Genomic DNA, 26,720 nt, shown 5'->3' on the forward strand with positions numbered 1-26,720 from the left:
GCCCATGCCTATTGCATTTCAACGCCGCCCCTTGCTGCGCCTGCTATTGATCGGCCTGCTCGCTTGCCTGGTCGCCCCACTGGCGAGCGCCGAAACACCCAAGCGCCTGCGCATCGGCATCACCTTGCACCCTTATTACAGCTACGTAGCCAACATCGTCGGCGACAAGGCCGAAGTGGTGCCGTTGATCCCGGCGGGTTTCAACCCTCACGCCTATGAACCCCGCGCGCAAGACATCAAGCGCATCGGCGGCCTGGACGTGATCGTGCTCAACGGCGTAGGCCACGACGATTTCGCCGACCGCATGATCGCCGCCAGCGAAACCCCGGACGTCAAGGTCATAGAGGCCAACGAAAACGTACCCTTGCTGGCCGCCACCGGCACCGCCGCACGAGGCGCGGGCAAGGTCGTGAACCCACACACTTTCCTGTCCATCAGCGCGTCCATCGCCCAGGTCAACAACATCGCCCGGGAATTGGGCAAGCTCGACCCGGACAATGCCAAGGCCTATACGCAGAACGCCCGCGCCTATGGCAAGCGCCTGCGGCAGATGCGTGCCGCCGCCCTGGCAAAGCTGACCCAGGCGCCGAACGCCGAACTGCGGGTCGCCACAGTGCACGCCGCCTACGACTACCTGTTGCGCGAATTCGGCCTGGAAGTCACCGCCGTGGTCGAGCCCGCCCACGGCATCGAGCCCAGCCCCAGCCAATTGAAAAAGACCATCGACCAACTGCGTGAGTTGGACGTGAAAGTGATCTTCTCGGAGATGGACTTCCCATCTACCTACGTCGACACCATCCAGCGTGAATCGGGGGTGAAGCTCTACCCGCTCTCGCACATCTCGTACGGCGACTACAGCGCCGAGAAGTACGAAAAGGAGATGACCGGCAACCTCGACACGGTAGTCCGAGCGATCCAGGAGTCCGGCGCATGACCGTCCAGCAAACCGTTATCCAGCCACACGCCGGCCCCCTGATCGAGTTCGCCGACATCGGTCTCAACCTGGGTCGCACCACGATTCTCGACAGCGTGGCATTCCAGGTACAACCGGGCAGCATCCATGCGCTGGTCGGGCCCAACGGTGGCGGCAAGAGTTCGCTGATCAAGACCTTGCTCGGGCAGATGCCGCATCAGGGCCGCTTGAGCCTGCAATGGCCGGGCGAGCCTGGGGTGATCGGCTACGTGCCCCAGGCATTGGAGTTCGACCGGGGCTTGCCCATGACCGTGGATGATTTCATGGCGGCGATGTGTCAGCGGCGGCCAGCCTTTCTCGGCCTGAGCAAACACTACGCTGGCGCCATCGGCCAGGCCCTGGAGCGGGTCGGAATGCAGGACAAGCGCAAGCGGCGCATGGGCGCGCTGTCCGGCGGCGAACGCCAGCGGGTGTTGTTGGCCCAGGGGCTGATTCCTTCACCGCAATTGCTGGTGCTGGATGAACCGATGTCGGCGCTGGACGAGGCAGGCATCCAGGTGTTTGAAAAATTGCTACAGGACTGGCGCCTTGCCGGGATCACGGTGCTGTGGATCGAACACGACCTGGAAGCCGTCGGGCGCCTGGCTGACCGCGTCACCGGCCTGAATCGCCGCGTACTGTTCGATGGCCCGCCGCGCCAGACCCTGACACCGGAACGCCTGCTGACGCTGTTTTCCACCCATCCACGCACGAACGGGAGCGCCGCAGGATGAGTTACGAAGCCTTTCGCTTGATGATCCAGGGCTGGGCGTCGTCCGGTTATCTGCCCGAGGCGCTGGCCTATGGATTCGTGGTCAATGCCTTGCTGGCCGGGCTATTGATCGGGCCGGTGCTGGGCGGCCTTGGCACGCTGGTAGTGGTCAAGCGCTTCGCGTTTTTCTCCGAGGCGGTGGGCCATGCGGCGCTGACTGGCGTGGCCATCGGTATCCTGCTCGGCGAACCCTACACCGGGCCCTACGGCAGCCTGTTCGGCTACTGCCTGTTGTTTGGCATCTTGCTCAATTACTTGCGCAATCGCACCGGCCTGGCACCGGACACCCTGATCGGCGTCTTCCTTTCGGTGTCCCTGGCCCTGGGCGCCAGCCTGCTGTTGATCCTGGCGGGCAAGATCAACGTGCACATCCTGGAAAACGTGTTGTTCGGCTCGGTGCTCACGGTCAATGGCAACGACCTCGTGGTGCTGGCGGTGGTCGGCTCGCTGGTGATGGCCCTGGCGCTGCCGTTGTACAACCGGATCATGCTCGCCAGCTTCAACCCGCAACTGGCGGCGGTTCGCGGGGTGGCGGTCAAGACGCTGGATTATCTGTTCGTGGTGTTGGTGACGCTGATCACCGTGGCGGCGGTAAAGGTCATCGGCGCCATTCTGGTGGGCGCGTTGCTGGTGATTCCGGCGGCGGCGGCGCGCTTGCTCAGCCAATCGTTGAAAGGCTTTTTCTGGTGTTCCGTGCTGATCGCCACCGTCAGCACCTTGTGCGGGATTCTCGCGCCGATTGTGTTCGACCTGCCGATCCCGTCCGGTGCCGCGATCATTTTGGTGGCCGGCATCGCTTTCGCCCTGAGCGCCATCGCCCGTGGTGTCGTCCCCAGCCTCAAAGGGAATCTTGGATAAATGGTTTTTTCATTGCGACAATTGACCCTGGCCGTCGCGTTATGCGGCATGGCTGTCACCTCGTCTTTCGCCGACGAAAAGCTCCGTCTGCTGGCGTCATTGCCGGTCACCTATGGGTTGAGCGAGACCTTGCTCAAAGGCACCAAGGTCAGCCTGGAGCGGGCCGCGCCCGCCAACCTGCCCGGAACCCGCCAGAGTGCCTACTTCAGCGGCCGTGGCGCGCCGGCCTTGAGCAAACTGGCCAGCGACGCCGACGCAGTGATAGGCCTGCGCTCGTTGTGGCCGGACGATCCGCTATACCCCATGGCCCGGCGCAGCAATATCCGCATCGTCGAGGTCGACGCGGCGCGCCCGGTGGACGGCGCCCTGCCCGGTATCGCCGTGCAACCGGGCATGGCCGATGGCCTGGCGAGCCAACCGTGGATGGCCAGCCATAACCTGGGCCGCATGGCCGACGTGATTGCCGCCGACCTTGTGCGCCTGGCCCCGGCGGACAAAACAAAAATCGATGCCAACCTGGCGGCGCTCAAGCAACGCCTGCTCAAGCTCAGCGCCGACAGCGAGAAACGCCTCGCCGGCGCTGACAACCTGAGCGTGCTCAGCCTGAGCGAACATTTAGGTTATCTGATCAGCGGACTGAATCTGGACGCAATCGGCACCGATGCCCGGCCCGACGCCGAATGGACCGCCGAAGCCCTCAAGCAGTTGACCGCAACGCTGAAAGAAAACGACGTGGCACTGGTGCTCCATCACCGCCAGCCGTCGGATGCGTTGAAAGCGGCCATTGCCGAAGCCGGGAGTCAGTTACGGGTATTGAGTACCGACAGCGCCGATCCGGTGGCGGAACTGGAAAGCAATGTGGAGCTGGTCGTCGCGGCGCTGACCAAGGCATGACGACAGGAGCGAATGGACTCGTTCCCACCGCGGCCCAGTCAGCTCAGGACATTCCCTGGCACCCGCACGACACCTTCCATCAAGACCCGCGCGCTGCGGCTCATGATGGCTTTTTTCACGGTCCATTCGCCGTTGACCTCGCTCGCCTCGGCGCCCACGCGCAAAGTGCCGGACGGATGCCCGAAGCGCACCGCGTTACGCTCGGTGCCACCCGCCGCCAGGTTCACCAGTGTCCCGCGAATCGCTGCGGCGGTACCAATGGCGACAGCGGCGGTGCCCATCATCGCGTGGTGCAGCTTGCCCATGGACAACGCCCGCACCAGCAGGTCGATGTCCCGCGCAGCCACGGCTTTTCCGCTCGATGAAACGTAATCCGTCGGCGGCGCGACGAACGCGACTTTCGGGGTGTGCTGGCGCTGGGCAGCTTCGTCCAGATGCTTGATCAAGCCCATGCGCAACGCACCGTGGGCGCGGATGGTTTCGAACATCGCCAAGGCCTTGGGATCGCCATTAACGGCACCCTGCAACTCGGTGCCGGTGTAACCAACGTCTCTGGCATTGATGAAAATCGTCGGGATACCCGCGTTGATCAACGTGGCCTTGAGCGTACCGACGCCGGGCACCTCCAAGTCATCCACCAGATTGCCGGTGGGAAACATCGAGCCGCCACCGCCCTCCTCCTCGGCCGCCGGATCCATGAACTCCAGTTGCACTTCGGCGGCCGGAAACGTCACGCCGTCGAGTTCAAAATCGCCGGTTTCCTGCACCTCGCCCTCGGTGATTGGCACATGGGCAATGATGGTCTTGCCGATGTTGGCCTGCCAGATCCGCACCACGGCCAGACCGTTCTGCGGGATACGGCCAGGCGCAACCAAACCACTGCTGATAGCGAATGACCCGACCGCCGCCGACAGGTTGCCGCAATTGCCACTCCAGTCCACGAACGGTTTGTCGATGGACACTTGGCCGAACAGATAATCGACGTCGTGGCCGGCGCGCGTGCTCTTGGACAGGATCACGGTCTTGCTGGTGCTGGACGTCGCGCCGCCCATGCCATCGATCTGCTTTTCATACGGATCGGGGCTGCCAATGACCCGCAGCAACAACGCGTCACGCACCGGACCGGGGACGCGGGCGGCTTCGGGCAGGTCTTGCAGGCTGAAGAACACGCCTTTGCTGGTGCCGCCACGCATGTAGGTCGCGGGGATCTTGATTTGAGGCGAGTGAGCCATGTGCTCCAACTCCTGAAAAAACGGGTGGCCGGAGAACGGGCCACCCAAGCGATTTAAACGGCAACCGCCGATTCAAGGAAATCCTGGGCGAAGCGTTGCAGCACGCCCCCGGCTTCGTAGATCGACACTTCTTCGGCGGTATCGAGGCGGCAGGTCACCGGCACTTCGACGCGCTCGCCGTTCTTGCGAGTGATCACCAGGGTCAGTGTCGCTCGCGGCGTGCGCTCGCCGATCACGTCATAGATTTCGCTGCCGTCGATGCCCAGGGTCTTGCGGTCCGTACCGGGCTTGAACTCCAGCGGCAACACACCCATGCCCACCAGGTTGGTGCGGTGGATGCGCTCGAAACCTTCGGCAGCGATCGCCTCGACACCGGCCAGGCGCACGCCCTTGGCCGCCCAATCCCGCGACGAACCCTGGCCATAATCGGCACCGGCAATGATGATCAACGGCTGCTTGCGTTCCATGTAGGTTTCAATCGCTTCCCACATGCGCATGACCTTGCCTTCCGGCTCGACCCGGGCCAGGGAGCCCTGCTTGACCTTGCCGTTTTCCTGGACCATTTCGTTGAACAGTTTCGGGTTGGCGAAAGTGGCGCGTTGCGCGGTCAGGTGGTCGCCACGGTGAGTCGCGTAGGAGTTGAAGTCCTCTTCCGGCAAGCCCATTTTTGCCAGGTACTCCCCGGCGGCGCTGTCCAGCATGATCGCGTTGGAGGGCGACAAATGATCGGTAGTGATGTTGTCCGGCAGCACCGCCAGCGGGCGCATGCCCTTGAGCGGTCGTGCCCCGGCCAATGCGCCTTCCCAATACGGTGGACGACGGATGTAGGTGCTTTGTGGGCGCCAGTCGTACAGCGGCGTCACTTTCGGCCCGGTGTCTTCCTGAATGGCGAACATCGGGATGTACACCTGGCGGAACTGTTCCGGCTTCACCGAAGCCTTGACCACCGCGTCGATTTCTTCGTCGCTCGGCCAGATGTCCTTGAGACGAATCTCGCGACCGTCCACCACGCCCAGCACATCCTTCTCGATATCGAAGCGAATGGTCCCGGCGATGGCATAAGCCACCACCAGCGGCGGCGAAGCCAGGAACGCCTGCTTGGCGTACGGATGGATACGCCCGTCGAAGTTGCGGTTGCCCGACAACACGGCGGTGGCGTACAGGTCGCGGTCGATGATTTCCTGCTGGATCACCGGATCCAGCGCGCCGGACATGCCGTTGCACGTGGTGCAGGCGAACGCCACCACGCCGAAGCCCAGCTTCTCGAGTTCGGTCGTCAGGCCGGCTTCATCCAGGTACAGCGCCACGGTTTTCGAACCAGGCGCCAGGGACGACTTGACCCACGGTTTGCGGGCCAAACCCAAGCGATTGGCGTTGCGCGCCAGCAGGCCGGCGGCGATCACATTCCGCGGGTTGCTGGTGTTGGTGCAACTGGTGATCGCGGCGATGATCACCGCGCCGTCGGGCATTTGTCCGGGCACATCGTCCCACTGGCCGGAAATGCCTTTGGCAGCCAGATCCGACACCGCGACACGGGCGTGGGGATTGCTGGGACCTGCCATGTTGCGCACCACCGACGACAGGTCGAAGGTCAGGCCACGCTCGTATTGCGCGTCCTTGAGGCTATCGGCCCACAGGCCCACGTGCTTGGCATAGGTTTCCACCAACTGCACCTGGGTGTCTTCGCGGCCGGTGAGCTTGAGGTAATCGATCGTCTGTTGGTCAATATGGAACATCGCCGCCGTGGCGCCGTATTCCGGGGCCATGTTGGAGATGGTCGCGCGGTCGCCCAAGGTCAGGGCACTGGCGCCTTCGCCGAAGAACTCCAGCCACGCGCCGACGACTTTCTGCTTGCGCAGGAACTCGGTCAGCGCCAGCACCATGTCGGTGGCGGTGATGCCCGGTTGCAGTTTGCCGGTCAGCTCGACGCCGATGATTTCCGGCAGGCGCATCCATGAAGCGCGACCGAGCATGACGCTTTCGGCTTCCAGGCCACCGACGCCGATGGCGATCACGCCCAGGGCATCGACGTGGGGCGTGTGGCTGTCGGTGCCGACGCAAGTATCGGGGAACGCAACGCCGTCACGCTGCTGGATCACCGGCGACATTTTTTCCAGGTTGATCTGATGCATGATCCCGTTGCCCGGCGGAATCACATCGACGTTCTTGAAGGCTTTCTTGGTCCAGTTGATGAAGTGGAAGCGGTCTTCGTTGCGGCGGTCTTCAATGGCGCGGTTCTTGGCGAAGGCTTGCGGGTCGGAACCACCGCTTTCCACCGCCAGGGAATGATCGACGATCAGTTGGGTTGGCACCACCGGGTTGACCTGCGCCGGGTCGCCACCCTGCAAGGCGATGGCGTCGCGCAAGCCGGCCAGGTCCACCAGGGCGGTCTGGCCGAGGATGTCGTGACACACCACCCGCGCCGGGAACCATGGGAAATCCAAGTCGCGCTTGCGCTCGATCAGTTGCAGCAGCGACTCGCGCAGCGCGGCCGGATCGCAGCGGCGCACGAGGTTTTCCGCCAGCACGCGGGAGGTGTAGGGCAGGCCGTCATAGGCGCCGGGGCGGATGGCCTCCACGGCAGCGCGAACGTCGAAATAATCCAGCGAAGTGCCGGGCAGCGATTTGCGAAATTCTGTGTTCATCGTCAGGACTCGGGTCACGGTGGTTTCAGAAAGGCGCTTGCCACGACCATGATCGCTCCCACGCAGAGCATGGGAGCGATCATGGTAATCGCGCGAGCCCTCCCGCTCAGCGTTGTTCGATTGGCACGAACTTGCGCTGTTCGACGCCGGTGTATTCGGCGCTCGGTCGGATGATGCGGTTGTTGGCGCGTTGTTCGAACACGTGGGCGGCCCAGCCAGTCAGACGCGAGCAAACGAAGATCGGCGTGAACAGCTTGGTCGGGATGCCCATGAAGTGGTAAGCCGAGGCATGGTAGAAATCGGCGTTGGGGAACAGTTTCTTCTGCTCCCACATGGTTTTGTCGATGGCTTCGGAGACCGGGAACAGCACCGTGTCGCCGACTTCATCGGCGAGTTTTTTCGACCAGCCCTTGATCACCTCGTTACGTGGATCGTTGTCCTTATAGATCGCGTGGCCGAAGCCCATGATCTTGTCCTTGCGCGCCAGCATGCCGAGGGTGCCTTCGATGGCTTCCTGGGGCGAGCCGAAGCGCTCGATCATTTCCATCGCCGCCTCGTTCGCGCCGCCATGCAACGGGCCGCGCAGCGAGCCGATGGCAGCGGTGATGCAAGAGAACAGGTCCGACAGCGTGGAGGCGCAGACCCGGGCGGTGAAGGTCGAGGCGTTGAATTCATGCTCGGCGTAAAGGATCAGCGATACGTTCATGACCTTGACGTGCAGCTCGCTCGGCTTCTTGCCGTGCAGCAAGTGCAGGAAGTGACCGCCGATGGAGGTTTCATCCGTCACGCATTCGATGCGCTGGCCTTGGTGGCTGAAGCGATACCAGTAGCACATGACCGCCGGGAACGCGGCCAGCAGGCGATCGGTCTTGTCGTGCTGCTCGGAAAAATCCTGCTCGGGTTCCAGGTTGCCGAGGAACGAGCAACCGGTGCGCATCACGTCCATCGGGTGGGCGTCGGCGGGGATACGTTCCAGCACTTCCTTCAGCGCTTGCGGCAAGTCGCGCAACTGGCGCAGCTTGCTGGTGTAGGCATCCAGTTGGGCCTGGGTCGGCAGCTCGCCGTACAGCAGCAGGTAAGCCACTTCTTCAAATTGAGCGTCAGCCGCCAGGTCGCGAACGTCGTAGCCGCGATAGGTCAGGCCGGCGCCCGTCTGGCCCACGGTGGACAATGCGGTTTGCCCGGCCACCTGGCCACGAAGTCCGGCGCCACTGAGTACTTTTGCTTCGGCCATTTGCTGTCTCCATTTTTCTTGAATTTGTAGGGGAGTCGCGCCTTACTTCTTCGCCGCGAACAACGCATCGAGCTTCTGCTCGAACGTGTGGTAGTCGATGCGATCGTAAAGCTCCATGCGGGTCTGCATGGTGTCGATGACATTCTGTTGTGTGCCGTCGCGGCGGATTGCGGTGTAGACGTTCTCGGCGGCCTTGTTCATGGCGCGGAACGCTGACAACGGATACAGCACCAGGGACACGTCGGCACCGGCCAACTGTTCGGTGGTGTACAGCGGGGTCGCGCCGAATTCGGTGATGTTGGCCAGGATCGGGGCTTTCACGCGGTTGGCGAACAGCTTGTACATCTCAAGCTCGGTGATGGCTTCCGGAAAAATCATGTCGGCACCGGCCTCGATACAGGCGGCCGCACGGTCCAGGGCCGACTCCAAGCCTTCCACCGCGAGGGCATCGGTACGCGCCATGATCACGAAACTGTCGTCGGTGCGGGCATCGACGGCGGCCTTGATGCGGTCGACCATCTCCTGCTGCGAGACGATTTCCTTGTTCGGACGATGGCCGCAACGCTTGGCGCCGACCTGATCCTCGATATGAATCGCCGCCGCGCCGAACTTGATCATCGACTTGACCGTGCGGGCGACGTTGAACGCCGAGGAACCAAACCCGGTGTCCACGTCCACCAGCAGCGGCAGGTCGCAGACGTCGGTGATGCGGCGCACATCGGTCAGCACGTCATCCAGGCCGGTGATGCCCAGGTCCGGCACGCCGAGGGAACCGGCCGCCACGCCGCCGCCCGACAGGTAGATCGCCTTGAAACCGGCGCGCTTGGCCAGCAGCGCGTGGTTGGCGTTGATGGCGCCGACCACTTGCAGGGGATGTTCGCTGGCGACCGCTTCGCGGAAACGCTGGCCTGGCGTGCTCTTGCTGGAACTCATGACTCACCTCGTTCAGTGGTGGCGCTGTCCTGGAAATGGCGCGCGATATTGCGTTTGGAAGCGCCGATGTGCCGGCGCATCAATAATTCAGCCAGTTCGCCATCACGGTCGGCGATAGCATCGAGAATCCGGTGATGCTCGGCAAAGGCCTGGCGCGGACGGTTGGGCGTGGTGGAAAACTGGATGCGATACATGCGCACCAGTTGGTACAACTCGCCGCAGAGCATTTGCGTCAGGGTGCGATTGCCACTGCCCTGGATGATCCGGTAATGAAAGTCGAAATCGCCTTCCTGCTGGTAGTAACCGACACCGGCCTGGAACGCCGCATCGCGCTCGTGGGTTTCCAGCACGCGGCGCAGTTCGTCGATTTCTTCCAGGGTCATGCGTTCGGCCGCCAGACGGCAGGCCATGCCTTCCAGGGATTCACGGATTTCGTAGAGTTCCAGCAGTTCGGCATGACTCAGCGACACCACCCGCGCCCCAACATGCGGGATTCGCACCAGCAGGCGCTGGCCTTCCAGGCGGTGGATCGCCTCGCGCAGCGGCCCGCGGCTGATACCGTAGGTCCGGGCCAGCTCGGGCTCGGAGATCTTGCTGCCCGGGGCGATTTCGCCTTTGACGATAGCCGCCTGGATGCGCCGGAAGACGTTCTCCGAGAGGGTCTCGACATCGTCCTGGACCGGAACCGGCGTTTCGAGCTGATCGAGCATATTGTCGACACCTTGGAGGTCAATATGGCGAAAACTACCCGCTGCCTGCCTTAACGTCAAAACAAAAATAGGTATTGTCGACAATCGTCTAATAAACGCCCCTGCCATAACCGACGGTACCGACGACTCGTAGCCCCCGGCCAGCGGTGGCGTCAGAAAACCACCGTGCTAGAATGCCGCCGCAATTGCCGCTCTTCCTATATAGAGGAGGCAACCTAGGGAGCTTGTGCAGTAATGCCAGGGCCTGAACCGAAAACGGAACGCTGCGCACCAGGATCTATGACACTCAAGCCCTTATCCGCTGCTTTTTATTTCTTGTGCCTGCCGGGGCTTGCCGCGGCGGGTGAGAAAACCGTGTACGGCCTCAACGAATATGCAGCGCTGCAAGGCATAGACCTCGAGGTCGCCGCCAAGCTCGACACCGGCGCCAAGACCGCATCCCTCAGCGCCAGGGACATCAAGCGTTTCAAGCGCAATGGCGAATCCTGGGTGCGTTTTTACCTAGCCATCGACGCGGCCCATTCGCACCCCATCGAACGCCCGCTGGCCCGAGTCAGCAAGATCAAGCGCCGCGCCGGTGACTACGACCCGGAAGAAGGCAAGAAATACACGGCCCGGCCGGTCATCGAACTCGACATCTGCATGGGTTCTGCCCTGCGCAGCATCGAAGTGAACCTGACCGACCGCAGCGCCTTCCAATACCCGTTGCTGATCGGCTCCGAAGCGCTCAAGCGTTTCGATGCGCTGGTCGACCCCAGTCTTAAATACGCTGCCGGCAAACCCGCCTGCGCCAATGCCGCTCATACCGCAGAGTAATTCCAATGCGCTCCCTTACCCTCCATCTGAAAATGCTGATCGCCATCCTGGTGGTGCTGGGCCTGTCGGTGACGGCCTATCAGATTTTCGTGCTCGGCATCCCAGTCACCGAAGACGCCACCGACGACTTGTGGAACATTGATGCCAAGGTCGAATTCGTGCCTAACGCCAAGGATCCGGTGAAGATCCAGATGTTCGTGCCGCCCTTGAGCCGCGATTATGTGAGCCTCAATGAGAGTTTCATTTCCAATAATTACGGCGTTGCGGTGAACCGGGTCGACGGCAATCGCAAGGTGACGTGGTCGGCCCGTCGTGCCAAAGGCAACCAGACCCTGTATTACCGCCTGGTGCTGACCAAGCGTTACAGCGCCGAGAAAACCAAGATAAAGGGCCCGACCTTCCGCGACAGCATCGCCGTCGAAGGCCCGGAAAAGCTCGCCGCCGAAGCACTGCTCGCGCCGATCCGCCAGCATTCGGCCGACGTCGAGACCTTCATCAGCGAAGCGATCAAGCGGGTCAACAACCTCAACGACGACAACGTCAAGCTGTTGCTGGCCGGCGATCCGTCCTCAAGCAACAAAGCAAGAATCGTCGAGTTGGTGCTGTCCATCGCCCACGTGCCGGTGGAAAAAGTCCATACCATCCGCCTGGTCGCCGACCAGCCGCAGACGCCTGAGCTGTGGCTGCGCAGTTTCAACGGCACCGACTGGCTGTACTTCAATCCGGATTCCGGCGAGCAAGGCCTGCCCACCGACCGTCTGTTGTGGTGGACCGGCGATGAGAACCTGATCACCGTCGATGGCGGCAAGAAAGCCACCGTCACCTTCAGCATGAACAACAGCGAAATGAACGCCATTCGCCTGGCCAAGCTGACGGACGAGAACACTGACGCCAACTTCCTCGAATACTCGCTCTATGGCCTGCCGCTACAGACCCAGCAAACCTTCATGATCATGGTGATGATCCCCATCGGCGTGCTGGTGATCCTGGTGCTGCGCAACCTGATCGGCCTGCAAACCCTCGGGACCTTCACCCCGGTGCTGATCGCCCTGGCGTTCCGCGAAACCCAACTGGGCTTCGGGATCATTCTGTTCACGGTGATCACTACGCTGGGCTTGTCGCTGCGTTCGTACCTGGAGCACCTCAAGCTGCAAATGCTGCCAAGGCTTTCGGTGGTGCTGACGTTCGTGGTGGTGCTGATCGCCGCCATCAGCCTGTTCAGCCATAAGCTGGGCCTGGAGCGCGGCTTGTCGGTGGCGCTGTTCCCGATGGTGATCCTGACCATGACCATCGAACGCCTGTCCATCACCTGGGAAGAACGCGGCGCCGGCCACGCGATGAAAGTCGCCATTGGCACGCTGTTCGCCGCCTCCCTGGCGCACCTGATCATGAGCGTGCCGGAACTGGTGTATTTCGTGTTCACGTTCCCGGCGATCCTGCTGATCCTGGTGGGTTTCATGCTGGCCATGGGTCGTTATCGCGGCTACCGCCTGACCGAGCTGGTACGGTTCAAGGCTTTCGTCAAGGCTGACTCCTGATGTTCGGCCTCTGGAAGACCTGGAAGGCCCTGGAAGCCCGGGGCATCATGGGCATCAACCGGCGTAACGCCGACTACGTGCTCAAGTACAACAAGCGCAGCCTGTATCCCATCGTCGATGACAAGATCATCACCAAGGAGCGGGCGATCGTTGCCGGTATTCACGTACCGGAGCTGTATGGAGTGATCTCCACCGAGAAGGAAATCGACAAGCTCGACGAAATCATCGGCGGGCGTACCGATTTCGTGATCAAGCCGGCCCAAGGCGCGGGCGGTGATGGCATCATCGTGATTGCCGACCGCTTCGAGGGGCGCTATCGAACCGTGTCCGGCAAGATCATCAGCCATGAGGAAATCGAGCACCACATTTCGAGCATCCTCACCGGCCTGTATTCCCTCGGCGGGCATCGTGACAGGGCATTGATCGAATACCGCGTGACGCCGGACCAGATATTCAAGAGCATCAGCTACGAAGGCGTGCCGGACATCCGCATCATCGTGCTGATGGGCTATCCGGTGATGGCCATGCTGCGCTTGCCGACCCGCCAATCCGGCGGCAAGGCCAACCTGCACCAGGGCGCCATCGGCGTCGGCGTTGACCTCGCTACGGGCCTGACGCTACGCGGTACCTGGCTGAACAACATCATTACCAAGCATCCCGACACCACCAACGCAGTGGATGGCGTGCAACTGCCCTATTGGGACGGTTTCATGAAACTGGCCGCCGGTTGCTATGAGCTGTGCGGGCTGGGCTACATTGGCGTGGACATGGTGCTGGATCAGGAAAAGGGCCCGTTGATTCTCGAGCTCAACGCTCGGCCCGGGTTGAACATCCAGATTGCCAACGACTGCGGCCTGACCTTGCGCACCCATGCGGTGGAAGCTCGCCTGGAAGAGCTCAAGGCCCGGGGAGTCATCGAAACCGTGGAAGAACGCGTGGCGTTTGCCCAGGAGCTGTTTGGGCATATTCCGCCGGTTGAGGGTTGAGGCTTGAAGTAAGCTGAGGATTGAAGATTGCCCCCGTGGCGAGGGAGCTTGCTCCCTCGCCACGGTCCATTGAGCCTTAAGAGATGTTCAATACCGACATCCCCCTAGGAGCAAATCCAACTGGGGATTACAATCGCCACCCCGCCTGAACGGCTGACCCGCCCCGCCCATGCCAACCTGCTCCGTACACTCGTTGCCCTACCGTGCCAACCCCGCCGACTACTTCGCGGCGATCCGCCATGCTCCCGGCAGCGTGCTGCTCGATAGCGGCCGGCCGAGTGCCGAGCGCGGGCGGTACGACCTGCTCAGCGCTTGGTCGCTGGTGCAACTGGCGGTGTTACCGGACGAAAGTGGCAGCGATTTCCTGCAACGCCTTCGGATGCATCTGACGCAACTGGGCCACGCAGATCTGCCCGCCACGGTGCAACTGCCATTCGCCGGTGGCCTGATCGGCTATCTGAGTTATGACTTTGGCCGGTATCTGGAGGCCCTGCCTTCCCATGCCAAGGACGACCTGCAACTGCCAGACGCGTGCTTCGGCCTGTATGACTGGGCGCTGATCACCGACCATCAGGCCCGCACAAGCCAACTGGTCTTCCATCCCCACTGCGGCGAAAGCGAACGCCAGCGACTGATCGAGCTGTTCGCCCGTCCAAACACGGCGCCCGTCACTGCGTTCAACCTCCAAGGCCCGATGACGCCCGACCTCAGCGCCGAGGACTATCGGCAAGCATTCGAGCGTATCCAGGCCTATATCCAGGCCGGCGATTGTTACCAAGTCAACTTTGCCCAACGTTTTCGCGCCCCCTGCCAGGGTGACGCCTGGGCCGCTTACCAGGCGCTGCGAGCCGCGTGCCCGACGCCATTTTCCGGCTTCCAGAGCCTGCCCGATGGCGGCGCGGTGCTGAGCCTGTCCCCGGAGCGCTTCGTCAAGGTCAGCGAGGGCCAAGTGGAAACCCGACCGATCAAGGGCACCCGGCCCCGTGGCACAACGCCCGAGGAAGACGCCGCCCACGCCGCTGATCTTTTGGCCAGCCCGAAGGACCGGGCGGAAAACCTGATGATCGTCGACCTGCTGCGCAATGATCTGGGCCGCACCTGCCGCGTTGGCTCGGTACGAGTGCCGGAGTTGTTCAGCCTGGAAAGTTACCCGAACGTGCATCACCTGGTCAGTAGCGTGACCGGCGAGCTGGCCGACGACAAGGACGCCCTTGACCTGATCGCCAACAGCTTTCCCGGCGGCTCGATCACCGGCGCGCCGAAAATCCGCGCCATGCAGATCATCGACGAACTCGAACCGACCCGACGCGGACTCTATTGCGGCTCATTGCTGTACCTGGACGTGCGCGGAGAAATGGACAGTTCCATCACCATCCGCAGTTTGCTGGTCAAGGATGGGCAGGTGTGCTGCTGGGGTGGCGGCGGGATTGTCGCGGACTCGGATTGGGAGGCCGAATATCAGGAATCGATGACCAAAGTCCGGGTCTTGCTCGAAACCCTGCAGGAACTTTAGGACTTCAGTGATCGCTCCCACGCTCACGTAGGAACGATCACCCGCTCAGGTCTACAGACTCAGCGGGCGGTTCGAAGCCTTGATGAACGCCTGCTTCAACTCGGCAAAGGTGTGCACCGCCGGGAACTGCGGGAATTCGCGGATCACATTGTCAGGCGCATGGAACAGAATCCCCGCGTCGGCTTCACCCAGCATCGTCGTGTCGTTGTAGGAATCCCCCGCCGCAATCACACGGTAGTACAGACTCTTGAAGGCCAGGACCGACTGCCGTTTCGGATCCTTCTGACGCAACTGATAGCCCGTCACCCGCCCGCCATCGTCGGTAATCAGCCGGTGGCAAAGCAACGTCGGAAAGCCCAGCTGACGCATCAACGGCTGAGAGAATTCATAGAACGTGTCGGAAAGAATCACCACCTGGAAGCGCTCGCGCAGCCAATCGACGAATTCGATAGCACCGTCCAGTGGCTTGAGGGTGGCGATCACCTCCTGAATGTCGGAGAGCTTGAGGCCATGCTCATCGAGGATGCGCAACCGCTGCTTCATCAGCACGTCGTAGTCGGGGATGTCCCGAGTGGTTGCCCTGAGGGATTGAATCCCGGTTTTTTCAGCGAAGGCGATCCAGATCTCCGGGACCAGCACACCTTCCAGGTCGAGACAGGCAATTTCCACAAGACACTCCCATTTTTTGATGTTTATCGGTTGAGCGAACCAAAGGACTGCCGACTCTAGCCATTCGCCGAAGCCTGCGCAACGCACAGGAGCGCGCCAGCCCCGGCAGCTTTTTGTTACCATCAGCCCCATATAGAGCGCCCAGCGCCACCGACCTGTAGGAAACCGCCCTGATGAGCCCAACGTTTGACGTCGTGGAACTCGCCACGACCTATGCCAACAAGTCCCCGCAGGACATCCTCAAGCTGGCCTTCGCCGAGTTCGGCGACGATCTGTGGATATCTTTCAGCGGCGCCGAAGACGTGGTGCTGGTGGATATGGCCTGGAAACTGAACAAGAACGTCAAAGTGTTCAGCCTCGACACCGGTCGCCTGCATCCGGAGACCTATCGTTTCATCGACCAGGTGCGCGAGCACTACAAGATCGAGATCGAGCTGGTCTCGCCGGACTACACGAAACTTGAACCCTTCGTGAAGGAAAAAGGCTTGTTCAGCTTCTATAAGGATGGCCACGGCGAATGCTGCGGCATCCGCAAGATCGAGCCGCTGCGACGCAAGCTGACCGATGTCCGCGCTTGGGCCACCGGCCAGCGCCGCGACCAGAGCCCCGGCACCCGCAGCCAGGTGGCAGTGTTGGAAATCGATACAGCATTTTCCACTCCCGAGCGCACCCTGTACAAATTCAACCCGCTGTCGCAAATGACCAGCGAAGAAGTCTGGGGCTACATCCGTATGCTGGAGCTCCCTTACAACAGCCTGCATGAACGCGGCTTCATCAGCATCGGCTGCGAGCCTTGCACCCGTCCGGTCCTGCCGAACCAGCATGAGCGGGAAGGTCGTTGGTGGTGGGAAGAAGCTACGCAGAAGGAATGTGGGCTGCACGCCGGCAACATCATCGCCAAATCCAAGACGCTCTGACGAGACGCCCTCCCTGTACACAAAAATGTCACTTCAGGTGGCATTTTTGTGTGCACTCGCCGCCCACCCTGCCCGAAAAAGTTACACCCCGTCCCACGGTCAGTCTGTCTGGCCGTCCTCGCACTCGCCTCGCTTTTAGAAATACCTGTTCAAACGGTCAATTTTTAAAACTTGTATTTCAGCGAGTTAGTCGCGACAGATAACGAAACGAAATTAAGCAGGCGTTTTATAGATGCCGGACTGGCATAAAACTGGCTTTGGTCGACACGCGTTTTGTATACAACTATACGAAAACGTACACACACTTTAGATCCGACAGCCTGAAGCGCCCTATCCCGTACAGGCTGCAGATGCCCCGTAATCAATGATTGCTCATCCCGCTGCGACGAAGATCTGCCGAGCCCCGCGCTCATGCACAGTCATCGCGGCCTTGAGAATCAGGAGCCTGCCGGAATGCGTACAAGTCTCTCTAATAACATCGCGCTGGATCTGCCCTCTCCGACTACTGCCTTTGATGACCCAACCGCAGTCCTTCCCACGTTGAGTCCCAGGCTACACAACAAGGATCTCGCACCGACCAAGGCCGAAGGCCGACGCTGGGGCCGCTACAGCATCTTCGCCCTGTGGACCAACGACGTGCACAACATCGCCAATTACTCATTTGCCATCGGCCTGTACGCACTGGGCCTGGGTGGCTGGCAGATCCTCCTGTCCCTGGGAATCGGCGCAGCGTTGGTGTATGGCTTCATGAACCTGTCCGGCTACATGGGACAAAAGACCGGGGTGCCGTTTCCCGTCATCAGCCGAATCAGTTTTGGCATCCATGGCGCGCAGATTCCTGCGCTGATCAGGGCAGTCATTGCCATCGCCTGGTTCGGCATTCAGACGTACTTGGCGTCCGTGGTGTTCCGCGTGCTGTTGACCGCGATCCATCCAGGCTTCGCCGAGTACGATCACAACTCGATCCTTGGGCTGTCGAGCCTCGGCTGGGTGTGCTTCGTGGCGATTTGGTTCGTGCAACTGATGATCCTGGCGTACGGCATGGAAACGGTGCGCCGTTACGAAGGCTTTGCCGGGCCAGTCATCCTGGTGACAGTCGCGGCGCTGGCCGGTTGGATGTACTTCCAGGCCGATGCCACCATCGCCTGGTCAATCCGCGAACCGCTGACCGGCGGCGAGATGTGGCGCAACATTTTCGCCGGTGGCGCGTTGTGGCTGGCCATCTATGGCACGTTGATTCTCAATTTCTGCGACTTCGCCCGGTCCTCGCCGTGCCGTCGGACCATAGTCGTCGGAAACTTCTGGGGCTTGCCGGTAAACATTCTGCTGTTTGCCGCGATTACCATCCTGCTGTGTGGTGCGCAGTTCCAGATCAACGGACAGATCATCGAAAGCCCGACCCAGGTCATCGCCTCGATCCCCAACACCTTTTTCCTGGTGCTCGGTTGCCTGGCGTTCCTGATCGTGACCGTGGCGGTGAACATCATGGCCAACTTCGTCGCCCCGGCCTTCGTACTCAGCAACCTGGCGCCCAAATACCTGACCTTTCGTCGCGCCGGGCTGATCAGCGCCGCCATTGCCGTACTGATCCTGCCGTGGAACTTGTACAACAGCCCGCTAGTGATTGTGTATTTCCTGTCCGGCCTCGGCGCCCTGCTCGGGCCGCTGTACGGCGTGATCATGGTCGATTACTGGTTGCTGCGAAAAGGCCGCATCAACGTGCCGCAACTGTACAGCGAGGACCCAAATGGTGCGTATTTCTACAGCAATGGGGTCAATCTGCGAGCGGTGGCGGCGTTCATTCCAGCGGCGCTGATCGCGATCATCCTGGCGCTGGTGCCCGGTTTCGACAGCGTTTCAGCGTTTTCCTGGCTGATTGGCGCTTCGATTGCAGGGTTGCTGTACCTGATCATTGCCAAGCGCCAGCCGTATTACGAGGACGTCAGCGGCGAATCCATCGCCGTGGATAACGTCAGCCATTGATCCATGACCAGTGGCCCGTCAGGTGCGGGCCGCTTATGTATGTGTTTAAAAGGGACAGCTCATGCGAATTCTTGTCGTCAACGTCAACACCACCGAATCCATCACCCAGGCCATCGCCCGACAGGCCCAGGCCGTAGCCGCGCCGGGCACCGAGATCATCGGGTTGACGCCGCATTTTGGTGCCGACTCCATCGAAGGCAACTTTGAAAGCTATCTGGCAGCAATCGCCGTGATGGACCGGGTGATGTCTTACGACCAGCCGTTCGACGCAGTAATCCAAGCCGGTTATGGCGAACATGGCCGTGAAGGTTTGCAGGAGCTGCTCAACGTGCCGGTGGTGGACATCACCGATGCCGGCGCCAGCACCGCGATGTTCCTCGGTCATGCGTATTCGGTTGTCACTACCTTGGACCGCACGGTGCCGCTGATCGAGGACCGCCTCAAACTCTCAGGTCTGTTCGACCGCTGTGCCTCGGTGCGGGCCAGTGGCCTGGCGGTGCTGGAACTTGAGCAGGATCCACAACGGGCACTCGAAGCCATCGTGTACCAGGCCGAACTGGCGGTCAGCCAGGACAAGGCCGAGGTCATCTGCCTGGGTTGCGGTGGCATGGCCGGGCTCGCTGAACAGATCCGCCAGCGCACTGGCGTGCCGGTGGTCGATGGGGTAACCGCAGCGGTGACCATCGCCGAATCACTGGTGCGCCTGGGCTTGTCGACGTCAAAAGTACGCACCTACGCGACGCCTCGGCCGAAGACCATCATTGGCTGGCCGGGTCGGTTTGCGCGATGAGTTCAAACTTCAGACCGCGCTGAACCGCTGCGCAAGCCCCTGCTCGGCAAACTGTTCAATGATGAAATCCACGAACGCCCGGGTCTTGCCCGGCAGCAGTTTGTGCTCGGCGTAATAAATGGAAATGTTGCCGTCATCGACGTACCAGTCTGGCAGGACTCGCTGCAACACCCCGGAGTCCAGGAAAGGAATGGCGATCGGCATGCTCACCAGCCCGATCCCCAACCCTTGGGCGGCAGCCGCGCAGTCGGCTTCCGAGTCACTCATGGTCATGCGCGCCTTGAGCATCAGCGGGCTATGTTCCCGGTTGCGATGGGTCAGTTGCCAGGAGCGGACACGCCCGGTCTGTGGCGAACGAATCAGGATGCCTTGATGGTGCGCCAGATCTTGCGGCTCAGTGATCGCAGCATGATTCTGTAGATAACCTTCGGACGCGACCAACACCCGATGTGCCACCGTCAGTTTGCGCGCCACCACGCCTTGAGGCAGCTCGAACCCACCCCCGATGGCCGCGTCGAAGCCCTGCCCGATCAGGTCCACCTGGCGATTATCGAAATGCCAGTCCGGGTTGATCGCCGGATACCGCCGCAGGAATTCCCCCAGCAACGGCACGACAAACAATCGCCCGAACGCCGTGCCCATGCTCACCTTCAGCGTACCGGCCGGCTGCCCACCGGCGCTGGCCAGGTTGGCGACGGCGTTCTGGATCGTATTGAAACTGCTGCCCACTTCTCGCAGGAACAACTGGCCGGCCTCGGTCAGTGTCAGGCTGCGAGTGCTGCGCTGGAACAGCCGTACGCCCAGGCGGGCTTCAAGCTTGGCCACGCTTTTGCCCACCGCCGCCGGGGTCAGGCTCAAGCGTCGCGCAGCCTCGGCAAAACTGCCGACCTCGGCGCTGCGGACAAAGCATTCGATACTGCTGAAAGTCTCCATGGCGCCCACTATAAACTTTTGGTTTACACAGACTATATCAAAGGAGGTCTACACAGCCGTTAGCCGAGTCTTGATACTCGCCCCATCAACCGCGGCACCTCGCCTCGGCATTTTTGGAGACCTCCATGAGCAATCAGACACTTAACGGTAAAGTCGCCTTGATCCAAGGCGGTTCCCGCGGCATCGGCGCCGCCATCGTCAAGCGCCTCGCTGCGCAAGGCGCTGCAGTCGCCTTCACGTACGTCAGTTCCGCCGCCAAGTCCGAAGAACTGCAGAACAGCATCATCGCAGCCGGTGGCAAGGCCTTGGCGATCAAGGCTGACAGCGCTGACGCCGACGCCATCCGCAGCGCCGTCGATGCGACTGTGGACGCTTTTGGCCGGCTGGACATCCTGGTCAACAACGCTGGCATCCTGGCAATGGCACCGCTGGACGAGTTCAAGCTTGAAGACTTCGACCAGACCCTGGCCGTCAACGTGCGCAGCGTATTTGTCGCCACCCAGGCCGCCGCGCGCCACATGACCGAAGGCGGTCGAGTCATCAATATCGGCAGCACCAACGCCGACCGGATGCCCTTCGCCGGCGGCGCGACTTATGCCATGAGCAAATCCGCGCTGGTGGGCCTGACCAAAGGCCTGGCGCGCGACCTCGGCCCACGGGGTATCACCGTCAACAACGTGCAGCCCGGCCCGGTGGACACTGACATGAACCCAGCAGACAGCGACTTCGCGTCCAGCCTGATGGACCTCATGGCTGTAGGGCGTTATGGCACGGTGGAAGAAATCGCCAGCTTCGTCGCCTATCTGGCGGGCCCGGAAGCGGCCTACATCACCGGGGCCAGCCTGACCATCGACGGCGGTTTTGGCGCCTGATCCCAAGCCACACAAAAACGCCGGTCATGGTTGAGCCATGACCGGCGTTTTTTGTTGCCTCGCATTGTGTCGTCAGGCCCATTCCATCTCTGGCAAACCGCACAGGCTTGGCTGGAAAAGCTTGAGCGAGCGAATGATCCCGTCGGCATGGGCATACTTCTCGTCAGCCATGGCCGAATCCGGAATAGCGATAGCGGTCATGCCCGCAGCTTTTGCCGCCGTCACGCCGAACGGCGAGTCCTCGAAGACCAGACAATCTTTCGGCGCAACGCCGAGGCGACGGGCCGCGGTGAGGAAGATATCCGGCGCCGGCTTGGCCGCGCCCACTTCCGGATCATCCGCCGTCACGATGAAATCGAACAGCGCGAACCAGTCCCGGTGCAGCGTGGTTTTCAGCTCGAACGACTGGCGCGCCGAACTGGTTCCTACCGCGATGGGCACGTCGTGGGCCTTCAAATGGCGCACCAACTCTTCAGCGCCGGGCATCGCCAGGGCATGAGGAAAACGTTCGCGCATCAGCGGTTCGCGGATGACCAGGAACTCTTCGGGGGTGATCGGCAGCTCCAGCGCCTGAACCACATAACGAGCCAGGTCACCCGCGCCGCGCCCGATGATGTTCTGCTTGTGGCTCCAGTCGAACGTACGCCCGTAGCGCTCGGCAATGATGGACGTAACCTCTGTATAGATGCCTTCGGTGTCCAACAGCAGGCCATCCATGTCGAAGATCACAGCTTTGATCGGGCCAAACTTTTTCAGCGGTGCATTCATCGCATCTGATCCGTTATTAACACAACATTTCAGGGAGGGCTCAGGTGCGGCCAGCGCAACGTGTTCGCCTTAAAGGATTCAGCAGAATAACGAGGCGCGCTGGATGCAGGCAATGGGAAATTTTCCTAACGAGGTGGCGAGGGATGAGCTGCTGCTTGACCGGGCGGCGACGGGTTCCCTTTGGGGGCGCTTAGCCCCCAAAGGGAGAAACTCCCTCGCCACGAACACAAGGCTATCGACAATGGGCTGTGCTTAGCCGCCGGAGGCACCCGAACCGGAGGCGGAGCCGGAGCCGCCGCCGCTTGAGCTGCCACCGCTGCTGCTACCGGTTCCACTGCTTGAGCCGGAAGATCCGCCGCCCATCGTGCTGCCACCGCTGGTCGAGCCACTGCCGGTTCCCGGACTGGTGCTGCTGCCGCTGGCATCGCCACCATTGCCGCCACCCACAGAACCGGGAGGCAAGGCGTTGCCGGTCTGCTCGGTGGTGGATCCGGCGTCCATCTGGGTCGAGGGCGGCATGCCTCCCTTATCCACAGGCGCGTCGTCCGAGGACTGGGCGAAAACCGCCAATGGACTGGCACAAAGAACACCGGCGAGTGCCAAAGCCTTCAGGTGTGACTTCATCATGGTCAATCTCCTTTTAAGATGACTACCTGATGTCTGGCCCCCCTGGCACGCCGATGGTGCCGCAAAATCGACGGGCGGATAGTCAATCAGCTTGGCTTGCCGGAAGCGTCGTCACCGGCAATGTCCGGGTCGTCCGGAGTCGCCTCGACATCCTGGTCGTCGCTTGGTACTTGTTCTACACCGGCCTCCTCGTCCTCAGGTGGACGCTGATCGCGGCTCAGGGAGTCGGTTGGCGATGGCAGCGGGTATTCCGGGGTTTCATCGTCGTCTGGGACAGGCGAGTCGGCAGTCATGGCAAATCTCCTGGTCATGCAGTTTTACGAGGACATCGGCGCTGCGCTTGGGCAGCTTCAATCGTAGGACTCATCTTCAAGCTCAGTATCTTCGCCCTCGATCAGCGGAACCTGAGCGTCGTCCATCAGCGAACCTGGATCTTCATTGCCCGGGTCATTCACGCCCGGATCGTTGATGAACGGAACGCCCGAGGGGCCTTTTTCTTCCTTGCCTTCGGTTTCCGGCGTCATGGCAGACCTCACTATCGCAAGTGTGTATGCGTTCGAGGCGGTGGTAGGGCAAACGTTCCGGAAAATACCCAATAAGAAAAAACCCGGCACAAGGCCGGGTTTCTTCAAGCAAGCGTCCGCTCAGCGGTGTTTTCTCTTGTGCTTGTGCTTCTTCTTGCCACCGGAATGGCCGTCGTTATCGTTGGACAGGTTGCTGCCCAATGCTCCGCCAGCCGCACCGCCGACCCCCGCACCAATAGTCGACCCGGTGGAACCGCCCAGGCGATTGCCCACAATCGAACCGCCGGCCGAACCCAGGCCACCGCCAATGGCCGCTTCCGTACGGCTGCCCTTGCGAGCCCCCACCGCGCTGCCGGCTGCGCCACCGACACCGGCGCCAATCGCAGCGCCTGTGCTGCCGCCCATCTGCTGGCCGACCACGTTACCCAAGACACCGCCAAGACCACCGCCGACCGCAGCGGTACCGTCGCCAGCGGCCATTGCGCCCTGAGCGACCACAAGCCCAAGCACCAAGGTGGACAAAGTCAAACGCATGATAAAAACCTCAAGAATGCCGCATCGGGGAGAGATAGCCGGTGCGCGCGGGCGCGAGTGTACGCCAAACCGCGTCAGCCATGACGGTTGGACCACAAACACGAGGGTAGTTTTATGACAGGCAAAAAAAAGCCCGCTGGGGAAACGGGCAGGTACTGCTTTCTAACGGATGAGCTGAGACTACGCGTGCGAGTGTGAAAGAAACGTGAAAGCAATTGTCTGTAGGAAAAAGATTAAAAATATTTACGAAACGTCCAATTCTCTAAAAATATCTGCAAAAAAAAGCCCCATTCGGTGACGGGGCTGTGCTTACGTTATTTCCTGATAGGTACCTTGGGCAAGAACTTGGCCCTTTCCCCTCGCTGCACTTTGGCAACCTTCGTCCGGATGGACTTGATTGGCTCATCGCCAAAGTCTGATCGATACGCCGACTGGCCACATTGCAGTCCTTCGTTGACCGGATACGCGGCTCCGTTTTCCTCGCTGTACGGTGCTCCCATCGCATTTCCCCTTTCGTCAAGGTCGATACCGGCAACAAACGATCGCCTGGAAATATCGATCCTCACAGCAAAGAGACTAGTCGGTCATCAACAGACTGCCTGTTCGTTGACACCCTTGACCGACGAATGGAATCCGCTGTTTCAAAAAGAAAACATTCATTCGGTGCCCAGCATCGTCCGGCTCAATACACGGGAAACCTGATCGGCGGAATAAGGTTTGGACAAAAACTCGAAACCCTCATGTCCGCTACGAGCCAACTCTTCGCTGTAGCCAGACGTCAACACCACTGGTAGATCCGGGCGACGCTGGCGCAGTTGCCTGGCCAGCGCAATGCCACTGATGCCAGGCATAAGGACATCGGAAAATATCGCATCGAACGCCATCGCATCCTGGCCAACCATCTCCAGTGCCTGCTCAGCGTTGGTCGCCCAGGCCGTTTCGTACCCCAGGTCTTGCAGAATCTGGTTGGCGAAACGCCCGACTTCCAGGTTGTCTTCCACGACCAGTATCCGGCGTCGGCCCTTTTCCAACCTCAAATGCGGGGTTTCTTCCATGGGAGGCAAATGCACTTCCTGAGCTTCCACTTCCGGAAGATACAAGGTGAACCGGGTCCCCTTTCCGACAACGGTGGAAACGTCGACGTTGCCACCCGACTGTTTGGCGAAACCAAACACCTGGGACAACCCCAGCCCCGTACCCTTGCCCACCTCCTTGGTGGTGAAAAACGGTTCGAAGATGTGTTCGAGTATCTCCGGAGCGATCCCGGTGCCGGTGTCCTCCAGGGTAATGGCAGCAAAAGCCTGCGCTGCCCCGGCATGGCCGCGGATCGGCGGTATGCCGGCACCGCAATTGAGCCTGAGCCACAGCGTTCCCTGGCCGTTCATGGCATCCCGGGCGTTCAACGCCATGTTGATGATGGCCGTTTCGAACTGGCTTAAATCAGCGCAGATATAACAAGGCCGGTCGCACAGCTCGACCTTGACGCGTATGCGTGCGCCAGTCACGGTTTCCAGCATGTCCCCCAGGCTCTGCACCTGCTTGCCCACCTCGATGACTTCCGGCTTCAAGGGCTGGCGGCGGGCAAACGCGAGTAACTGGCTGGTCAGCTTCGACGCGCGCTCCACCGTCTCGGCAACAGCTGACATGTAGCGCTGCCGGCGCTCATCGGACAGATTGGGCATACGCAGGAAATCGACGGAGGAGCGGATGATTGTCAGCAGATTATTGAAATCGTGGGCTACACCACCCGTGAGCTGGCCTATGGCTTCGAGCTTCTGCGACTGACGAAGCGCCGCTTCGGTCTGCTTCAGTCGCGTGGTGCGTTCCTCGACCCGTTGCTCCAGGGTCGCATTCAACTCAGCCAGTGCGGCCAAGCCTTCACGTACCGCGGCGTCCGCGCGGGCGCGCTCGATGTGGGCCCAGGATCGCTCCGTAACTTCCATCAGCAACGCCAGATCGTTGGAAGACCAGACCCTAGGCGTTTTATCGTGAATTGCCATCAGTGCGGTCAAACGCCCGTTCTTTATCAACGGAACGCAAATGGTGGCCGCGATACCAATCGATTGGAAGGCTGCCGCTTCCTCCGGCTCGAGCTCCGCCAGGTTATCGTTCAACACCAATGGCTTGCCGGCCCGCAGATTGGCCACGGCCAGTCGACCGAAATCCGCCAGTCGGTAATGTCCGACGATGCTCGGCGACCCGGCTCTCGCCCAATCGCCGCGAATGGTGAAACCGTCTTCGTCTTCATCCATGTCCGCGTAGGCACAATTGGACAAGTTCAGGTGCGCCGCCAGAATGCGCGTAGTGGTCGCCATGATGGTCTGCGGGTCGGTGGCATTCGCCACGGCGCTGCCAATGGCATCAAGCACCGCGAGCCGCTGAGTCATGAACACCGTGGAGGTGGTCTCGGTGACCGTATCCAAAACGCCCACGACCTTGCCGAACTGGTCACGAATGGGGCTGTAGCAGAAAGTGAAATAGGCCTGTTCAGGGCCACCACCGCGCTCAATGACCAGCTGGAAGTTCTCAATGAAGGTGGCTTGCCCCTCAAAGGCCGCCTGCATGATCGGACTGATTTCGCTCCAGGCTTCCTGCCAGACTTCATCAAACGGCCGGCCCAGCGCCTCGGGTTTGCTGCCGAGAATGGGGGCGAACGCATCGTTGTAAAGCGTGACCAGTTCGGGCCCCCAGATGATGGCCTGGGGAAAATGAGAAGCAAGGCTCAGCGCCACCGTGGTCTTCAACACATCGGGCCACTTATCCAGAGGTCCGAGGGAGGTGCCGTTCCAATCATGACGGCGTACCCGGCCAGCCATTTCTCCATAACTTTGCAGCCAATCTGTCATTGCGTTCGATCCTTCTCAGCCGCCAATATCATGGAGGGGAGCGCTTGTGACCTCAAGCAGGGCCGTATTATCCCCCGTGAAGCGGGAGCAAGCTCCCTCGCCACGGAATGTGCAAATATCAAGACCGTGTGTAACTCGCTGCCACGTTGGCGAGCAAGCTGAACTTCCTGCGGA

25 protein-coding genes are annotated in these 26,720 nt (G+C 61.1%); 12 read left to right on the plus strand and 13 right to left on the minus strand.

Going from position 1 to position 26,720, the window contains the following annotated elements; translation table 11 throughout:
* Window positions 1-4 precede the first annotated feature (4 nt).
* Genes HU806_RS11235 through HU806_RS11250 form a run of 4 tightly spaced genes read left to right on the plus strand, consistent with a single transcriptional unit; the run spans window position 5 to window position 3,476 of the window.
* Window positions 5-934, plus strand: coding sequence for a metal ABC transporter solute-binding protein, Zn/Mn family (locus HU806_RS11235; RefSeq protein ID WP_186611446.1), 930 nt, complete (start codon window positions 5-7; stop codon window positions 932-934).
* Window positions 931-1,686 carry a metal ABC transporter ATP-binding protein gene (locus HU806_RS11240; protein WP_186611447.1) on the plus strand — a complete coding sequence of 252 codons (756 nt, stop codon included), beginning with the start codon at window positions 931-933 and terminating at the stop codon, window positions 1,684-1,686. The genes HU806_RS11235 and HU806_RS11240 overlap by 4 nt, the downstream gene beginning before the upstream one ends.
* Window positions 1,683-2,582 (plus strand): metal ABC transporter permease, encoded by a 900-nt coding sequence (locus HU806_RS11245; RefSeq protein WP_186611448.1) that lies wholly within the window; start codon window positions 1,683-1,685, stop codon window positions 2,580-2,582. The genes HU806_RS11240 and HU806_RS11245 overlap by 4 nt, the downstream gene beginning before the upstream one ends.
* The gene (locus tag HU806_RS11250) at window positions 2,583-3,476 is read left to right on the plus strand and encodes a metal ABC transporter substrate-binding protein (protein ID WP_186611449.1); all 894 of its coding nucleotides are present in this window, start codon (window positions 2,583-2,585) and stop codon (window positions 3,474-3,476) included.
* Window positions 3,477-3,514: 38 nt separating this feature from the next.
* On the opposite strand, the gene prpF is transcribed toward HU806_RS11250, so the two are convergent.
* From prpF to HU806_RS11275, 5 genes are all read right to left on the minus strand, one after another.
* Window positions 3,515-4,708 (minus strand): 2-methylaconitate cis-trans isomerase PrpF, encoded by a 1,194-nt coding sequence (gene prpF / locus HU806_RS11255; protein WP_186611450.1) that lies wholly within the window; start codon window positions 4,706-4,708, stop codon window positions 3,515-3,517.
* 53 nt (window positions 4,709-4,761) lie between these two features.
* Entirely contained in the window at window positions 4,762-7,353 is a 2,592-nt protein-coding gene (gene acnD / locus HU806_RS11260; RefSeq protein WP_186611451.1) for a Fe/S-dependent 2-methylisocitrate dehydratase AcnD, read from the minus strand.
* A gap of 106 nt (window positions 7,354-7,459) precedes the next feature.
* Window positions 7,460-8,587: a bifunctional 2-methylcitrate synthase/citrate synthase gene (gene prpC, locus HU806_RS11265; RefSeq protein ID WP_186611452.1), complete on the minus strand. Its 1,128-nt coding sequence runs from the start codon at window positions 8,585-8,587 to the stop codon at window positions 7,460-7,462.
* Between the two features lie 42 nt (window positions 8,588-8,629).
* Window positions 8,630-9,520 carry a methylisocitrate lyase gene (gene prpB, locus HU806_RS11270; protein ID WP_186611453.1) on the minus strand — a complete coding sequence of 297 codons (891 nt, stop codon included), beginning with the start codon at window positions 9,518-9,520 and terminating at the stop codon, window positions 8,630-8,632.
* On the minus strand, window positions 9,517-10,230 hold the full coding sequence (locus HU806_RS11275; protein WP_186611454.1) for a GntR family transcriptional regulator: 714 nt from the start codon (window positions 10,228-10,230) through the stop codon (window positions 9,517-9,519). Before HU806_RS11275 ends, prpB begins: the two co-directional genes overlap by 4 nt.
* A gap of 279 nt (window positions 10,231-10,509) precedes the next feature.
* On the opposite strand from HU806_RS11275, the gene rloA reads away from it, so the two are divergent.
* The 4 genes from rloA to pabB all read left to right on the plus strand — a co-directional run bounded on the left by rloA (window position 10,510) and on the right by pabB (window position 15,083).
* Window positions 10,510-11,046, plus strand: a complete 537-nt coding sequence (rloA, locus tag HU806_RS11280; RefSeq protein WP_186611455.1) for a retropepsin-like aspartic peptidase RloA — start codon at window positions 10,510-10,512, stop codon at window positions 11,044-11,046.
* A 5-nt stretch (window positions 11,047-11,051) separates the two neighbouring features.
* Window positions 11,052-12,584 (plus strand): osmotic stress tolerance membrane protein RloB, encoded by a 1,533-nt coding sequence (gene rloB, locus HU806_RS11285; protein WP_186611456.1) that lies wholly within the window; start codon window positions 11,052-11,054, stop codon window positions 12,582-12,584.
* Complete coding sequence (locus HU806_RS11290) at window positions 12,584-13,570, plus strand: alpha-L-glutamate ligase-like protein (RefSeq protein ID WP_186611457.1); 987 nt, start codon at window positions 12,584-12,586, stop codon at window positions 13,568-13,570. Before rloB ends, HU806_RS11290 begins: the two co-directional genes overlap by 1 nt.
* A gap of 169 nt (window positions 13,571-13,739) precedes the next feature.
* The gene (gene pabB, locus HU806_RS11295) at window positions 13,740-15,083 is read left to right on the plus strand and encodes an aminodeoxychorismate synthase component I (protein ID WP_186611458.1); all 1,344 of its coding nucleotides are present in this window, start codon (window positions 13,740-13,742) and stop codon (window positions 15,081-15,083) included.
* Between the two features lie 51 nt (window positions 15,084-15,134).
* Here pabB and thrH read toward each other — a convergent pair whose 3' ends face one another.
* Window positions 15,135-15,752, minus strand: a complete 618-nt coding sequence (gene thrH / locus HU806_RS11300; protein ID WP_186611459.1) for a bifunctional phosphoserine phosphatase/homoserine phosphotransferase ThrH — start codon at window positions 15,750-15,752, stop codon at window positions 15,135-15,137.
* 173 nt (window positions 15,753-15,925) lie between these two features.
* Between thrH and HU806_RS11305 the strand changes: the two genes are divergently transcribed.
* The 3 genes from HU806_RS11305 (at window position 15,926) to HU806_RS11315 (ending at window position 19,442) form a co-directional block, all read left to right on the plus strand.
* Complete coding sequence (locus tag HU806_RS11305; RefSeq protein ID WP_186611460.1) at window positions 15,926-16,669, plus strand: phosphoadenylyl-sulfate reductase; 744 nt, start codon at window positions 15,926-15,928, stop codon at window positions 16,667-16,669.
* A gap of 453 nt (window positions 16,670-17,122) precedes the next feature.
* Window positions 17,123-18,652, plus strand: coding sequence for an NCS1 family nucleobase:cation symporter-1 (locus tag HU806_RS11310; RefSeq protein WP_186611461.1), 1,530 nt, complete (start codon window positions 17,123-17,125; stop codon window positions 18,650-18,652).
* A gap of 61 nt (window positions 18,653-18,713) precedes the next feature.
* Window positions 18,714-19,442 (plus strand): aspartate/glutamate racemase family protein, encoded by a 729-nt coding sequence (locus HU806_RS11315; protein ID WP_186611462.1) that lies wholly within the window; start codon window positions 18,714-18,716, stop codon window positions 19,440-19,442.
* Window positions 19,443-19,451: 9 nt separating this feature from the next.
* Here the strand turns inward: HU806_RS11315 and HU806_RS11320 are convergent, their stop codons facing one another.
* Window positions 19,452-20,375 carry a LysR family transcriptional regulator gene (locus tag HU806_RS11320; RefSeq protein ID WP_186611463.1) on the minus strand — a complete coding sequence of 308 codons (924 nt, stop codon included), beginning with the start codon at window positions 20,373-20,375 and terminating at the stop codon, window positions 19,452-19,454.
* Window positions 20,376-20,500: 125 nt separating this feature from the next.
* On the opposite strand from HU806_RS11320, the gene HU806_RS11325 reads away from it, so the two are divergent.
* The gene (locus tag HU806_RS11325) at window positions 20,501-21,247 is read left to right on the plus strand and encodes a 3-oxoacyl-ACP reductase family protein (RefSeq protein WP_186611464.1); all 747 of its coding nucleotides are present in this window, start codon (window positions 20,501-20,503) and stop codon (window positions 21,245-21,247) included.
* A 72-nt stretch (window positions 21,248-21,319) separates the two neighbouring features.
* Here the strand turns inward: HU806_RS11325 and HU806_RS11330 are convergent, their stop codons facing one another.
* The 6 genes from HU806_RS11330 to HU806_RS11355 all read right to left on the minus strand — a co-directional run bounded on the left by HU806_RS11330 (window position 21,320) and on the right by HU806_RS11355 (window position 26,546).
* On the minus strand, window positions 21,320-22,015 hold the full coding sequence (locus HU806_RS11330) for an HAD-IA family hydrolase (RefSeq protein WP_186611465.1): 696 nt from the start codon (window positions 22,013-22,015) through the stop codon (window positions 21,320-21,322).
* A 252-nt stretch (window positions 22,016-22,267) separates the two neighbouring features.
* Window positions 22,268-22,642, minus strand: a complete 375-nt coding sequence (locus HU806_RS11335; protein ID WP_186611466.1) for a hypothetical protein — start codon at window positions 22,640-22,642, stop codon at window positions 22,268-22,270.
* A gap of 86 nt (window positions 22,643-22,728) precedes the next feature.
* Window positions 22,729-22,935 (minus strand): hypothetical protein, encoded by a 207-nt coding sequence (locus HU806_RS11340; protein WP_186611467.1) that lies wholly within the window; start codon window positions 22,933-22,935, stop codon window positions 22,729-22,731.
* A gap of 57 nt (window positions 22,936-22,992) precedes the next feature.
* Entirely contained in the window at window positions 22,993-23,166 is a 174-nt protein-coding gene (locus tag HU806_RS11345) for a hypothetical protein (protein ID WP_186611468.1), read from the minus strand.
* Between the two features lie 120 nt (window positions 23,167-23,286).
* The gene (locus HU806_RS11350; protein ID WP_186611469.1) at window positions 23,287-23,700 is read right to left on the minus strand and encodes a glycine zipper domain-containing protein; all 414 of its coding nucleotides are present in this window, start codon (window positions 23,698-23,700) and stop codon (window positions 23,287-23,289) included.
* 656 nt (window positions 23,701-24,356) lie between these two features.
* Entirely contained in the window at window positions 24,357-26,546 is a 2,190-nt protein-coding gene (locus HU806_RS11355; protein ID WP_186611470.1) for an ATP-binding protein, read from the minus strand.
* Window positions 26,547-26,720: the final 174 nt, after the last annotated feature.

Source organism: Pseudomonas sp. SWRI154 (assembly GCF_014268645.1).
Classification (GTDB): Bacteria; Pseudomonadota; Gammaproteobacteria; order Pseudomonadales; family Pseudomonadaceae; genus Aquipseudomonas; species Aquipseudomonas marvdashtae.

Excerpts from the sequence above, each read along its gene's own strand:
- HU806_RS11235 (WP_186611446.1), top strand. The coding sequence starts at position 5 with ATGCCTATTGCATTTCAACGCCGCCCCTTGCTGCGCCTGCTATTGATC.
- HU806_RS11240 (WP_186611447.1), top strand. The coding sequence starts at position 931 with ATGACCGTCCAGCAAACCGTTATCCAGCCACACGCCGGCCCCCTGATC.
- HU806_RS11245 (WP_186611448.1), top strand. The coding sequence starts at position 1,683 with ATGAGTTACGAAGCCTTTCGCTTGATGATCCAGGGCTGGGCGTCGTCC.
- HU806_RS11250 (WP_186611449.1), top strand. The coding sequence starts at position 2,583 with ATGGTTTTTTCATTGCGACAATTGACCCTGGCCGTCGCGTTATGCGGC.
- prpF (WP_186611450.1), bottom strand. The coding sequence starts at position 4,708 with ATGGCTCACTCGCCTCAAATCAAGATCCCCGCGACCTACATGCGTGGC.
- acnD (WP_186611451.1), bottom strand. The coding sequence starts at position 7,353 with ATGAACACAGAATTTCGCAAATCGCTGCCCGGCACTTCGCTGGATTAT.
- prpC (WP_186611452.1), bottom strand. The coding sequence starts at position 8,587 with ATGGCCGAAGCAAAAGTACTCAGTGGCGCCGGACTTCGTGGCCAGGTG.
- prpB (WP_186611453.1), bottom strand. The coding sequence starts at position 9,520 with ATGAGTTCCAGCAAGAGCACGCCAGGCCAGCGTTTCCGCGAAGCGGTC.
- HU806_RS11275 (WP_186611454.1), bottom strand. The coding sequence starts at position 10,230 with ATGCTCGATCAGCTCGAAACGCCGGTTCCGGTCCAGGACGATGTCGAG.
- rloA (WP_186611455.1), top strand. The coding sequence starts at position 10,510 with ATGACACTCAAGCCCTTATCCGCTGCTTTTTATTTCTTGTGCCTGCCG.
- rloB (WP_186611456.1), top strand. The coding sequence starts at position 11,052 with ATGCGCTCCCTTACCCTCCATCTGAAAATGCTGATCGCCATCCTGGTG.
- HU806_RS11290 (WP_186611457.1), top strand. The coding sequence starts at position 12,584 with ATGTTCGGCCTCTGGAAGACCTGGAAGGCCCTGGAAGCCCGGGGCATC.
- pabB (WP_186611458.1), top strand. The coding sequence starts at position 13,740 with ATGCCAACCTGCTCCGTACACTCGTTGCCCTACCGTGCCAACCCCGCC.
- HU806_RS11305 (WP_186611460.1), top strand. The coding sequence starts at position 15,926 with ATGAGCCCAACGTTTGACGTCGTGGAACTCGCCACGACCTATGCCAAC.
- HU806_RS11310 (WP_186611461.1), top strand. The coding sequence starts at position 17,123 with ATGCGTACAAGTCTCTCTAATAACATCGCGCTGGATCTGCCCTCTCCG.
- HU806_RS11315 (WP_186611462.1), top strand. The coding sequence starts at position 18,714 with ATGCGAATTCTTGTCGTCAACGTCAACACCACCGAATCCATCACCCAG.
- HU806_RS11320 (WP_186611463.1), bottom strand. The coding sequence starts at position 20,375 with ATGGAGACTTTCAGCAGTATCGAATGCTTTGTCCGCAGCGCCGAGGTC.
- HU806_RS11325 (WP_186611464.1), top strand. The coding sequence starts at position 20,501 with ATGAGCAATCAGACACTTAACGGTAAAGTCGCCTTGATCCAAGGCGGT.
- HU806_RS11330 (WP_186611465.1), bottom strand. The coding sequence starts at position 22,015 with ATGAATGCACCGCTGAAAAAGTTTGGCCCGATCAAAGCTGTGATCTTC.
- HU806_RS11335 (WP_186611466.1), bottom strand. The coding sequence starts at position 22,642 with ATGATGAAGTCACACCTGAAGGCTTTGGCACTCGCCGGTGTTCTTTGT.
- HU806_RS11340 (WP_186611467.1), bottom strand. The coding sequence starts at position 22,935 with ATGACTGCCGACTCGCCTGTCCCAGACGACGATGAAACCCCGGAATAC.
- HU806_RS11345 (WP_186611468.1), bottom strand. The coding sequence starts at position 23,166 with ATGACGCCGGAAACCGAAGGCAAGGAAGAAAAAGGCCCCTCGGGCGTT.
- HU806_RS11350 (WP_186611469.1), bottom strand. The coding sequence starts at position 23,700 with ATGCGTTTGACTTTGTCCACCTTGGTGCTTGGGCTTGTGGTCGCTCAG.
- HU806_RS11355 (WP_186611470.1), bottom strand. The coding sequence starts at position 26,546 with ATGACAGATTGGCTGCAAAGTTATGGAGAAATGGCTGGCCGGGTACGC.